The 13,154-nt window shown below is 28.6% G+C and carries 10 protein-coding genes and 1 pseudogene; 4 read left to right on the top strand and 7 right to left on the bottom strand.

What is annotated here, in order from left to right:
• Positions 1–25: 25 nt before the first annotated feature.
• Positions 26–1,309, bottom strand: a complete 1,284-nt coding sequence (locus MKD41_RS03060; protein ID WP_240243978.1) for a T9SS type A sorting domain-containing protein — start codon at positions 1,307–1,309, stop codon at positions 26–28.
• Between the two features lie 176 nt (positions 1,310–1,485).
• Positions 1,486–1,641 (bottom strand): annotated as a pseudogene (gene fumC, locus MKD41_RS03065) (class II fumarate hydratase); the annotation flags it as partial.
• Between the two features lie 144 nt (positions 1,642–1,785).
• Here fumC and MKD41_RS03070 point away from each other — a divergent pair.
• Together MKD41_RS03070 and MKD41_RS03075 are read left to right on the top strand one after the other, a co-directional pair.
• Positions 1,786–3,393 carry a fumarate hydratase gene (locus MKD41_RS03070; protein ID WP_240243979.1) on the top strand — a complete coding sequence of 536 codons (1,608 nt, stop codon included), beginning with the start codon at positions 1,786–1,788 and terminating at the stop codon, positions 3,391–3,393.
• A gap of 104 nt (positions 3,394–3,497) precedes the next feature.
• Positions 3,498–3,665, top strand: a complete 168-nt coding sequence (locus tag MKD41_RS03075) for a hypothetical protein (RefSeq protein WP_240243980.1) — start codon at positions 3,498–3,500, stop codon at positions 3,663–3,665.
• 289 nt (positions 3,666–3,954) lie between these two features.
• Here the strand turns inward: MKD41_RS03075 and MKD41_RS03080 are convergent, their stop codons facing one another.
• The 5 genes from MKD41_RS03080 to prfB form a co-directional block, all read right to left on the bottom strand.
• Positions 3,955–6,375, bottom strand: coding sequence for a TonB-dependent receptor domain-containing protein (locus tag MKD41_RS03080; protein WP_240243981.1), 2,421 nt, complete (start codon positions 6,373–6,375; stop codon positions 3,955–3,957).
• A 231-nt stretch (positions 6,376–6,606) separates the two neighbouring features.
• Entirely contained in the window at positions 6,607–6,945 is a 339-nt protein-coding gene (gene arsC, locus MKD41_RS03085) for an arsenate reductase (glutaredoxin) (RefSeq protein ID WP_240243982.1), read from the bottom strand.
• Positions 6,946–6,974: 29 nt separating this feature from the next.
• Positions 6,975–9,362: an outer membrane beta-barrel family protein gene (locus MKD41_RS03090; protein ID WP_240243983.1), complete on the bottom strand. Its 2,388-nt coding sequence runs from the start codon at positions 9,360–9,362 to the stop codon at positions 6,975–6,977.
• A 150-nt stretch (positions 9,363–9,512) separates the two neighbouring features.
• Positions 9,513–10,133 carry an HAD family hydrolase gene (locus tag MKD41_RS03095; RefSeq protein WP_240243984.1) on the bottom strand — a complete coding sequence of 207 codons (621 nt, stop codon included), beginning with the start codon at positions 10,131–10,133 and terminating at the stop codon, positions 9,513–9,515.
• Positions 10,133–11,239, bottom strand: coding sequence for a peptide chain release factor 2 (prfB, locus tag MKD41_RS03100; RefSeq protein ID WP_240243985.1), 1,107 nt, complete (start codon positions 11,237–11,239; stop codon positions 10,133–10,135). The genes MKD41_RS03095 and prfB overlap by 1 nt, the downstream gene beginning before the upstream one ends.
• 160 nt (positions 11,240–11,399) lie before the next feature.
• Here prfB and MKD41_RS03105 point away from each other — a divergent pair, with 160 nt between their 5' ends.
• Positions 11,400–12,422 carry a threonine aldolase family protein gene (locus MKD41_RS03105; RefSeq protein WP_240243986.1) on the top strand — a complete coding sequence of 341 codons (1,023 nt, stop codon included), beginning with the start codon at positions 11,400–11,402 and terminating at the stop codon, positions 12,420–12,422.
• Positions 12,423–12,520: 98 nt separating this feature from the next.
• Positions 12,521–13,147, top strand: a complete 627-nt coding sequence (gene msrA / locus MKD41_RS03110; protein WP_371824281.1) for a peptide-methionine (S)-S-oxide reductase MsrA — start codon at positions 12,521–12,523, stop codon at positions 13,145–13,147.
• Positions 13,148–13,154: the final 7 nt, after the last annotated feature.

Here is a 13,154-nt window from a genome sequence, read left to right on the forward strand (position 1 = left end):
TGCTTTATAGTAAATAGAATTAATATTATAAAACAATTATTTTTTTAAAGGTTTTTGCATTGTTATTTAATACTTGTAAGAAATATAATCCTTGTTGAATTGAAGGTAAATCAATTGCATCTTTATCATTATTTATTTCTTTTGAAAAAATCAGACTTCCTTTTACATCATAACAAACAATTTGTGATGAGTTTTCTAATTTCGAAAAATCGTAATAAATTCTATTGCTATTGTAATACAATGTAATATTTTCTTTTAAAATATCATCTGCTACAGAAAGTGATTTTTGGGCACTCCACTTACTATTATTAAAGTTAGGCGTATCACCAGAAATTTTTTGGTTAGTAGTGTTGTTTACCCATACATTACCATCATAATAAACTTCCATTCCAGGTAAATATGTCATTGTATCATCATATTCAGGAACTCCATTTATAAAAGTACATTCATTACTATTTTCAAAATATCTAACAAATTCCCAAGCATCATTGTTAGCTCCAGGAGCAGTTCCAGCAGGTGAGTTATCTACTTTTTTCCAAAGTGTACAATTAAAATAGATTTCAGTTTCAGGTTGATATACTACTTCTTCAATATATTTTTCGGCACCATCGTAAAGTTTATATTCTTCAACTAAACTCCAGTTATATTCACTTTCTCCAGGAGTAGACCAAGAACCTACTTCGTTTATTTTTTCCCAGATGTTATTGTCATAATAAACTTTCATTCCAGGTTGGTAAGTCATAGATTTATCAAATTCAGGTACTCCATTATAAAAAGTACAATTACCCCCATCATAATAATTAACAAATTCCCAAGCACCATAGCTTTTTCCAGGAGTAGTCCCAGCACCAGACTTATTTATTTTTTTCCAGATGGTACAATTGTAATATACCTCCATATCAGTTGGGTATATCATATTTGCATCATATTCAAGAACTCCATTGTAAAAAGTACAATCACCTTGATCGTAATATTCAACAAATTCCCAAGCATCATAACTATTTCCTGGTTCAGTACCAGCTGGTGAATTATTTATTTTTTCCCAAGTCATACAGTTATAATATACTATATCTCCAGCATTATAACTCTGATTTTTATTATACTTTTTAATGGCACCATAAACTTGTTCCTCTTTGTCTTGGCTTATAAGATTTATTGGAGAATTTAGTATGTTACTAAAGTCTGATACGGTAGTTGTATTTTTACTATTTAAGTCGGTATATTTATTTTCAAAGTTTTTTGCTTCACTAGTTTGAAGGCTCAATAAAACTATAAAAATAAATAATAAATTGTGTTTGTGGGGATACATCTTATTATAAATTTTGTGCAAATATATGCTCAATAAAGAGTTATATTTTTACAAATTAACGGATGGTATGAAAAAGCTAATAATTGGTAACTATTTCTTTACCGTAGGATAATACACACTTTAAAATAGTTGATTTAAAGGTTTATAAATATAAAATTTATAATGAATAGGTGTTTCTAAATCATATTATTGAGGTTTACACAGGTTTCACATTCTTCAAGTGTAATATTAGCTAAACGTATAGCTTCATTTTTTAAGGTTGTAGCGTTTTTATGTGCAGAATTTTTAATTTCAGCAGCTTTATAGTAACCAATTTTAGTATTTAAGGTTGTGCCTTATATTAATAAGTCTGTAATTAAATTTCTTTAAAAGTTATTAATAAAAAGGATAAATAAACCTTTTTTGTAGCAGCTGTTTTTTACTTCCATTTTGTATATTTGCAGGAGTAAAAATAAAGTTACAAAAAAATATATAAGATGTCTGAATTTAAATATCAAAAGCCGTTTCCTATTACAAAGGACACTACAAAGTATCGTTTATTAACTAAAGAACATGTTTCTGTAGTGGAGTTTGATGGACGAAAAATTTTAAAAGTAGCACCTGAAGGTCTTGAATTTCTTTCGCAAGCAGCATACCATGATGTGTCTTTTTACTTGAGAGCTTCTCATTTAGAAAAGTTAGAAAAGATTCTTAAAGATCCTGAAGCTACGGATAACGATCGTTTTGTTGCATATACTATGTTATTAAACCAAATGGTAGCAGCTTCTGGAGAATTGCCAACTTGTCAAGATACAGGAACTGCAATTTGTGTAGGAAAAAAAGGTGAAGATGTATATACTGGTGTGGATGATGCAGAATATATTTCAAAAGGTGTTTATAATACTTATGAAACTGATAATCTTCGTTTTTCTCAAATTGTTCCTCAAACAATGTTGAAAGAAAAAAATTCAGGTACAAATTTACCAGCTCAAATTGATATTTATGCAGCTACTGGAAATACCTATGAATTTTTATTTATTACAAAAGGTGGTGGTTCTGCTAATAAAACATACTTATATCAAATGACAAAGTCTTTGTTGACTGAAGAAAATTTAACCAATTTTGTTGAGCAACATATAATGGACTTAGGAACAGCGGCTTGTCCGCCTTACCATTTAGCATTTGTAATTGGTGGTACTTCGGCAGAAGCAAATTTAGCAGTTGTTAAAAAAGCATCGGCTGGATATTTAGATCATTTACCAACAGAAGGAAATGATGGAGGTCAAGCTTTTAGAGATTTAGAATGGGAAGAAAAAATAACAAAAATTTGTAGAGAAAGTGGAGTAGGAGCTCAATTTGGAGGTAAATATTTTGTACATGATGTACGTGTTATTCGTTTACCTCGTCACGCAGCATCTTGTCCTGTTGGTTTAGGAGTAAGTTGTAGTGCAGATAGAAATGTAAAAGCTAAAATAACAGAAGAAGGTATTTTTCTTGAACAACTAGAAAAAAATCCTGAGAAATTTTTACCAAAAGAAGCTCCACATTTAAAAGATGCTGTTGAGTTAGATTTAGATCAGCCAATGGATAAAATTCGTGAAGAGCTTTCTAAATATCCTGTAAAAACTCGTTTTAGTTTAAGAGGAACTTTAATTGTAGCTAGAGATATGGCACATGCAAGAATTAGTGAAATGCTTGCAAATGGTGAAGAAATGCCACAATATTTTAAAGACCATCCAATTTATTATGCTGGACCAGCAAAAACACCTAAAGGAATGGCTTCTGGTAGTTTTGGACCAACAACGGCTGGTCGTATGGATCCTTATGTAGGTCCTTTCCAAAAAGTTGGTGGTAGTATGGTAATGGTTGCAAAAGGTAATAGATCACTTCAAGTTACTGAAGCTTGTAAAGCTAATGGAGGATTTTATTTAGGTTCTATTGGTGGTCCTGCTGCAATTTTAGCTAAAAATAGTATTAAATCTGTTGAAGTAGTTGATTTTCCAGAATTAGGAATGGAAGCTGTTCGTAAAATTAGAATTGAAGATTTTCCAGCGTTTTTATTAGTTGATGATAAAGGAAATGACTTTTTTGCTGAATTTAAATAGGAATATTTAAAGGTTTAAAATTTCATTTAAATAAATTATAAAAGTAGTATGTTTAATTAAAAATAAATATTATTTTTGTAAAAATTAAATAAGATATAAAAGTTATGGATTTATCTCAGTTTTCTGGTTTTTTAGTATTTTTAGGAGTCTTTACAATGGGATTTTGGTTGATGTTGTTTTTATTAACATTTGCAATTCCTTATTGGATATTTGGCGCAGCTAAAGAAGCTTGGAAATATAGAAAAGAAGGTAGAGCAATACCTAAAAAATAATTTAGGTTCTAATATATATAAAAGGGTAATTGAAAAATTACCCTTTTTTTTGGTTTATATTTTAAGCGTTTATTTTAATTAAAGCTATTTAGTTATTCCTTTACAATAAGAAATTTGTGAGTCTTTGAGTTTTTATAATAATTGATTTACAGTAAGTTAAGGTTCTGAAATAAATTTAGAATGGTGCGAATAGAAGTTTAAAAAAATTGTATGATATAGTGTAATACTTGAATTTAAGATATAAAAAAAGGACAATTATTTAATTGTCCTTTTTTTATTTTTTAGTTAGTTATGCTTTAAACATTTCATCACCACCACCATCATCAAAGCCACCGCCTTGAGGTCTTTCTCGTTTCTTTTGTTGATTAAATCTATATGTAAAGTTTAACATAATTTGTCGTTCTCTCCATTGAAATTCTCCTTTAGATATTGTTGTTTCAGTGTATGTGGTAGATTCTCTTTTTCTTGTATTAAATAAATCACTTACATTTAAAGCTAAAGTAGCATTTTCGTTAAAAATATCTTTGCTAAAGGCTAAGTTTACCATAAGCATACTTTCTCTTTTAGATACAGCACCTTCGTTTGGGCCCATATAAAAACCAGTTGTTTGCCAGTCTATTGCACCTGGTAAAGTAATTCTAGAAACCATTCTAGTATACCAGTTAACATCGTCAGAATCGTAATTAATACCTGCATATTCTCCATCAGTTACAGATTTAAAGAAGTTAAAACTGTTGTTTAATTTCCACCATTTAAAAGGAGTGTAGTTTGTTGTGAATTCAAATCCATAACGGTCTTGAGAACTAAGGTTTATTGGGTTGGTTATTAATACTAAAGCTTGTTCACCATCAACATCTCTGTATTCTTCGGTTTGCACCATTTCTATATTATTAATAGAGTGGTTATAATACATAGAGGTGTTAAATGTAAATTTATCCCATCTTTTTAAATATCCTAAATCAAATGAGTTTGTATAAGTTGGGTCTAGGTTTACATTTCCTTTTCTAACGTGAGTTTCACTTGTTCTTGATTCAAAAGGATTTAAAAACCAACTTCTTGGACGTCTTAATCTTCTGCTATATCCTAATGTTAAACTTTCAGTATCATTAAATTCTAAGCCTAGATTTACAGTAGGGAAAAGTTCAGTAAATTTTTTATTATAAACTTCATCAGTTTCAACTAAATTAATTTTTCTGTCAGTTGTTTCAGATCTTAAACCCAATAAATAAGAGAATTTATCTATTTTTTTCCCGTATTGTGTATAAACAGCATAAACGTCTTGATCGAAATTTAAAAGGTTGGACAAATCTGTGTCATTTACAAATGCACCATTTTCATAATTTTCAACTCTATAATCAGTAGTTAATTCGTCTAATGTGGCTTTAAAACCAAATTCGAATTGTGCAGTTTCTCCAAGTGGTAAAACATAATCTGCTTGTACTAAAATATCTTTAGATTCTTCATCTGTAAAATTATTTTCATCATTAGTATTGATAATAGCATCACTATCTTCAGTACTTTTTCCGTATTGAAAATCTAATGTTAATTTGTGTCCGTCTGTTTTAAAATCTTGTGTAAAGTTTAAAGAATATTCTATAGTTTCATCTAAATCACTTTCAAGTTCAATACGTTCGTAGGTGCTATCTAATATATAGTCAGCATCTAATAGGCTGTTAATATTTGTTGCAATGTCTTCACCATCAGATTTTCTATACAATACAGAACCTGTTAAAGAGCTGTTGTCACTTAAAAAATACTCAATTCCAAATGTTGTATTAAATCTATTATTTTCTCTTTCGTAGGTTGTTTGTTCATCTCTATAGCTAGTAATAGCTCCGTTGTCATCAAAGTAAGTAGTTTTGTTACTAGAATTTCCAGGTGCATTGCTATAATTATAACCAGTGCTGTTAAAGAAATTTACTTTTTTAGTACGGTAATTTAGGTTAACAGAAGCTCCAAAATTATCTGGGTTACCAGCATTTGCAGTTAAAGAACCATTAAAACCTAGGGCTTTTCCTTTTCGTAATACAATATTTAAAATTCCAGCAGTTCCTTCGGCATCATAACGTGCAGATGGACTTGTTATTACTTCTACTTTTTCTATTGCATCGGAAGGTAATTGCCTTAAGGCATCTGTACCATTTAAACCTACTAAACCAGAAGGTTTTCCATTTATTAAAATTTGAACATTTTCATTACCACGTAAACTTACATTACCTTCTACATCAACAGTAACAGAAGGTACGTTATCTAAAACATCGGAAGCAGAGCCACCTTTAACAGTCATATCTTTACCAACGTTGTATATTTTTTTATCTAAACGAATTTCAACAGTACTTTTTTCAGCTATAATTTCTACTTCATCAAGAGCTTGTGCGTCAAGTTGTAAATAAATTACGCCTAAATCTGTTGTTTTTGAAATGTCTTTATTAAGAAGTGTTTGTGTTTTAAAAGAAATAAATTCTATTGAAATATTATAAGTTCCTTTTGCTACTTGTATATCAAATTCACCATTTACATCTGTAATTCCTCCTGTAACAATGTTTCCATCTAAAGATTTAACCACTATTGTAGCATATTCTAAAGGTTGTTTAGTGTCATTGTCAATCACTTTCCCTAAAATAGAAATTTTTTCTATAGGTTCGTAAGTTTTGGCATTTACGCTTGTGGCAAATAAACTTATTAAAATTAAAAATACAATATTTTTCATGAATTATCTATTAGTTTAATATAGTGCAAATATAGCTTAGCCTAGACTTCTTTTATGTTAATGAGTGTTAATGTCTGTTTGATGTAATTAATACATTGTTAAACAAAAACAATACAATAAAAATTTATATAACCTACTAATTATTAGTCTGTTAAACTAGTTTTTATTAAATTATAATTTAGGGTAATAACTATTTAAGCAGGTTTTGAGGTGTTAAAAAAAACTTAAATTTTATAAAATAGATTTTATTATTTCTGGAGGTCTACCAACTACAGCTTTGTCATTATTTACAACAATTGGTCTTTCAATAAGTTTTGGGTTTTCTACCATTGCAGTAATTATTTCAGCATCAGATAGTTCTAAGTCTTTGAATTTTTCTTTCCATATAGCTTCGTTTTTTCTAACTAAATCTATAGGAGAAATTTTTAGTAGTTTAATAATATTTGTTAATTCTTCCTTTGAAATTGGAGTTTCTAAGTATTTTATTGTTTCAAAAGTTAATTTAGATGCTTCTAGAATAGCTAAGCCTTGTCTACTTTTGCTGCAACGAGGATTGTGATATATTTTCATTTTATTTATTTTGCTGCAAAAATAGTAATTTAATAGGTTGGCTTAATATCTTTTTTATCAAAATCAATTGTTCTATTCTTTTTACTTTGATTGATACGGTAGGTAAAAGAAAGTAGTATTGTACGATATTTATTTTTTATAAAGCTTTTAGAAAAATAATTGGTGTCATAACGATCTCTATCTGTTTTATTTGATAAAAATAAATCGTCAATTTTTAAACTTAATGAAGCATTATTTTTTAATAAATCTTTTTTAATTGCTGCACTTGCATACGAATACGCTTTTCTTGTTGAATAAGGTCCAATAGATTTTAGTTTGTGATTTCCGTTTATTTGAAAATCTATTATTTTTGGTATTCTTAATTGTGTAAATAAGCTAAAAGAACCGTTAGTGCTTTTAGAATTATAGTCTAAAGTAATTGTTTTATTTGCCGTATTTTGTGTTGTAAACGTGCCTTTTTGATCGAAGTTATAGATGTTTATGTTTCCGGTAAAACTTAGCATTCTACTTGCTTTATAAGTAGCACTAATATTTATACCATAATAATTTACTTTACCTAAATTTATAGGCATAGTAATTATTTTATTAATATTGTTTACTTGTTCGCCAGTTTCATAGGTTACATTTTGCCAATAATCTTTAAAAGTCTGAAAATAGATACTTGGTATAAAAGTAAATTTATTACTGTAGCTAGAAAAACCTAAATTAAATCCATCTATATAAATTGGCTCTAGTGTTGGGTTTCCTATAAAAGAAGATGTTTCACTATATTTTTCTTCAAAAGGTCTTAATTGTTCATAACCAGGTGTAAACATATGTTGAGAAAAACTAAAAGTTAAGTTTTTTGTATCATTTATTAGGTATTCTAACGAAATTGAAGGTAAAAGTTTATGATACTTATCTTTTTGAATATTATTTTGGTTTAAATATTCAGTTTTCATGTCAATAAATTCAGCTCGTAAACCTATACCGTAATAAAATTTTTCGGATTGATGTTCAAATTCTATATAAGCTGCATTTATTTTTTCACTATAATCTATTGTAGTTAATTCATTTGTTGTTTGCTTAAAAGGTAATTTAAAATAATCTCCTTTAAAGCCAATATAATAGGTAGTATTTTTATTAATAGGATTAATATATTCTAATTCAACGGATGTACTTGTGGCTTTATTTTCTTCAATATAACTGTCATTTGTAAAGTTTGAATTAGAGTTTGTAATATTATTATCAAATTTATCGTTGTCTTTACTAAAAGTTACTGATGTAGAAAAAACGTGGCCTTCTTTTTTAAATGAATGCGTAAAGTCTGTTGCAAGCTCAACCATTTCATTCTGAAAATCGCCATAAAGATTTCTATCATTCAATTCAGTTAAACTATACCCTGAATCAAATATTTTTGAAGTTGTTAAAGTGTTACTATTGCTGTTTGTGTTAACGTAATTAATACTTGTATTTAATATACTGTTTTTTGAAAAGTTAAATTCTACCCCTACAGTACCGTATAATACTTTTTTATTGTTTTTAAATAAACTGTTTTCATTTAAAAATGAAGTAGTTGTGTTGTTTTCTAAATATTCGTTTTCTGATAATGAATTTTCTACAGTTGTACTTTTATTAAAGGAAGAATTAAAATAAAAGTTGGCAAGTTCATTTTTGTTATTAATAGTAACTAAACCACCATAATAATCTTTGTGTCCACCAGTTGTAGTTAATGAAGCGTTTAAGCCATAATCTTTACCTTTTTTTAAAATAATATTTATAACACTTAAAGCAGAACTACTATATTTTGCTCCAGGGTTAGTGATAACTACAATATTTTCTATGGCACCTGCAGGAAGCGACTTTAAAGCTTCTTCACTAGAAAGTGAGGATGATTTGCCATTAATCATAACTTGAACGTGACCTTGACCTTGCACAGAAATTTCTCCATTAGAATCTACTGAAACAGATGGGATATTTTTTAAAATATCGCTAGCAACACCGCCAGAAGTTTCAAGGTCTTTTTCTATATTGTAAACTATTTTATTAGGTTTAAAATCTATTGTTTTTTTTGCGCCTATAATTTCAATTTCATTTAAAAATTCGGTATCTGTTTCTAACGTAATAGTGCCAATATTTGTGTTTTTAGTAATGTTTGATAAATCAATCTTTTTTGATTCAAATGAAACAAACTCAACAAAAGCATCATAAACCCCTTTTTTAACTTCAATCTTAAATTTACCTTTAGCATTGGTAATAGTACCATATTTAATACTGTTAGATGTTTTATTTTTAAATATAATAGTTGCGTCTTCTAAAGGTTTTTTAGAAATGCCATCAATTATTTTTCCTGAAATTGTATAAGTTTGGGGGTTATTGTTTTGACTATAATTAACTAGAGGGGTAAGTATTATTAAAAATAAAAATATCCGTCTCATAAAAACACTTTTTATTAAACATAACAATTTTTGTATTATTAGAATAATTACAATTTGAATGCATGCTAATGTACTAAATATTGTTTAAAACCTGCCGATTATTTAGTTTTTTTTACCATTTATTGTGTTTTAAGCTTTTTTATTTTTTTGTTAAAAAACTACATTTAAAGATTTTAATACATCTGTTAAGTTAATTTTTTTGGAATAATGAATGCCTTTAATATTTAAAGTATTGGCAGTTTTTACATTTTCATTATTGTCGTCTATAAAAATGGCATGTTCTGGAGTGATATTGTATTTATTTAAAATTAGCTTATAAATTTCAGGAAATGGTTTTATTAATTTTACCTGTCCGGAAACAACAACTCCATCAAAATCTTTAAAAAATGGGAATAATTTTAAAGCAATATCCCATTTTTCAGCACTCCAATTAGTTAATGCGTATATTTTATAATTGTTTGAAGCTTTTAGGCTTTTAAAAAGTTCTAAATTTTCTGTAATTGGACCTGAGAACATTTCTTCCCAATGCTTGTAAAAACTAATAATTTCATTTTTATATTCTGGAAATTCAGCAATTTTTGCAGCATTTGCTTCCTCAATTGTTCTGCCTGCATCTTGTTTAATATTCCATTCAGGTGTACATACATTTTTTATAAACCATTGTACTTTTTGTTCATCTCCTTTAAATATTTTTCGGTATAAATATTCTGGTTTCCAGTCTACTAAAACACCGCCAAGATCAAATATTATTGTATCGATTTTAGTGTCCATTACAACTCATTTTTATTTTCTGTTTGTCCTTGTTGCATTAAATAAGCTTTAATAAATCCGTCAATTTCACCATTCATAACAGCATCTACATTACCGGTTTCAAAAGCTGTTCTAACATCTTTTACTAATTTATATGGATGCATTACATAATTTCTAATTTGAGAACCAAAATCAATTTTCATTTTACCGGCTTCAATGTCACTTCTAGCTTCTTGCTGTTTTCTAAGTTCTAATTCGTATAATTGAGATTTTAGCATTTGCATTGCTCTATCTCTATTTTCGTGTTGTGAGCGTGTTTCTGAACAAGAAATTTGAATATTTGTTGGCTTATGTGTTAATTGTACTTTTGTTTCAACTTTATTTACATTTTGTCCACCAGCACCACTTGAACGTGAAGTAATTATTTCAATATCTGCTGGATTAATAGTTATTTCTATACTGTCATCTACAAGCGGATATACATATACAGAAGCAAAACTTGTATGACGTTTTGCATTACTATCAAAAGGAGAAATTCTAACCAAACGATGCACTCCATTTTCACCTTTTAAATATCCAAAGGCAAATTCACCATCAATTTCTAAAGTAACTGTTTTAATTCCAGTAACATCACCTTCTTGGTAATTGAGTTCTCTAATTTTAAAGCCTTGTTTTTCTGCCCACATTAAATACATGCGCATTAGCATAATTGCCCAATCACAACTTTCTGTACCACCAGCTCCAGCCGTAATTTGAAGTACTGCACTTAAATTGTCTCCTTCTTCAGAAAGCATATTTCTAAACTCTAAATTTTCTAATAGTTCTATAGTTTTGTTATACAATTTTTCTACTTCTTCTTCCGTAGCTTCTTCTTCAGTATAAAAATCTAATAGGATAGAGGTTTCTTCAAAAAATGTTTTAATAGCTTCAAAATCTTCAACCCACTTTTTTTTAGACCGTAAAGCTTTCATTACAACTTCAGCTTCTCTTGGGTTGTTCCAAAAATCTGGATTTGCAGTTTTCTCTTCCTCGTTAGAAATTTCAATTAATTTCTTGTCAATTTCAAGGTAGGATTTTAACTTATTAATTCTTTCTTGTAGTTTATTTATGTGCTCGTTAGATATCATATAGGTGTTTGAAAAATACAAAAATAACTTTTCATTTTTAAACAAAGAAAATTAATTAAATTGATATTGAATAAATTGTGTGTTTTATCTGAAATTTTAAAATTTAGTGGCTTTTACTTCTTATTTTAGTCACTATATTTGAACTTATAAAAGTTAAGCAATGCAAATAAATTTAATTAGTGATACGGTAACAAAGCCTACAAAAGGTATGTTAAAAGCAATGATGAATGCTGAAGTTGGTGATGATGTATTTAATCAAGATCCAACTGTAAATAAATTACAACATAAAATTGCCGAAATGTTTGGTATGGAAGAAGCTTTATTTTTTCCATCGGGTACTATGGCTAACCAAACGGCTATAAAAATACATACGCACCATGGCGATAAAATGTTTTGCGATAAGTATGCTCATGTACATAATTTTGAAGGAGGAGGAGCCGCAGCTAGTTCTGGTGTAACTTCGCATTTAATAGATGGTACAAGAGGAACTTTTACGGCAAAACAATTAGAAGAATCTGCCTTAAGTGGTCGTTCAGATATTCACTCTCCTTATGCACGGTTAGTAGCGTTAGAAAATACTACTAATAAAGGAGGTGGTGCTTGTTGGGATTTTGAAGAAATTTTAAAAATTAGAAAAGTTTGCACCACAAATAATTTAGCATTGCATTTAGATGGTGCGCGTTTATTTAATGCATTAGTAGCTAAAAATGAAGGTCCGGAACAATATGGAAAAGTGTTTGATACTATTTCAATTTGTTTATCTAAAGGTTTAGGAGCACCTGTTGGTTCGTTATTACTAGGTTCAAAAGAGCATATAGAAAAAGCATTAAGAGTGCGTAAAATTTTTGGAGGAGGAATGCGTCAGGCTGGTTATTTAGCTGCAGCAGGAATTTATGCTTTAGACAATCATATAGATAGATTAGAAGTTGACCATACACGAGCTAGAATTATTGGTGCTGCACTTCAAAATTGTGCGTTGGTAAAAAATGTAGAGCCTATTGAAACTAATATTATAATTTTTAATGTAGTTGATACTATAAACGAACAAGATTTTATAAGTAGGTTAAACGATGCTGGTATTGGGCTAATTTCTATGGGGCAAGGCAAGTTAAGAATGGTTACACATCTAGATTTTAAAGAAGAGATGTTAGAATCTGTTGTACATACGCTTGAACATATTTAGTTTAAATAAAATAAAAGGAATAAAAGTTCTTTTTTTTGAATTATAAAAGCGATTGTAATTAAAATGTATGCATTTCGACTTATTGTAAAATATTAATAATGAAGAAATATATTTTAGCTGTATTTATTGTAGTTTTTATAATTAGTACAACTTACGGACAATCTAAACTAACTAAATTAAATTCAATGAAAACTATAGAAACAGCAACCTTAGCAAACGGATGTTTTTGGTGTACTGAAGCGATATTTCAATTGCTAAACGGAGTAGAAAGTGTTACTTCTGGCTATACAGGTGGAACTTTAAAAAATCCAGCATATAATGAAATTACTACAGGTAAAACAGGCCATGCAGAAGCTATTCAAATAAGATATGACGCTTCTAAAATTACATTTGTAGAAATATTAGAAGTGTTTTTTAGTACGCACGATCCAACTACGTTAAACAGACAAGGTTATGATGTTGGTACACAATACAGATCTGCAATTTTTTATAATTCTGAAAATCAAAAAAATGAAGCAAAAGCATTTATAAATGTACTTTCTGAAGCTAATGTGTTTGAAAAGCCTATTGTTACTGAAGTAACCGAATTGAATGTTTTTTATGAAGCTGAAAATTACCACCAAAACTATTATAACAACAACAAAACACAAGGCTATTGTGTAGCAGTTATAAACCCAAAATTAGAGAAGTTTTTAAAGCAATTTAAAAGTAAAATAAAACAATAAAAACTAA

This window comes from Lutibacter sp. A64, assembly GCF_022429565.1.
Lineage (GTDB): Bacteria > Bacteroidota > Bacteroidia > Flavobacteriales > Flavobacteriaceae > Lutibacter.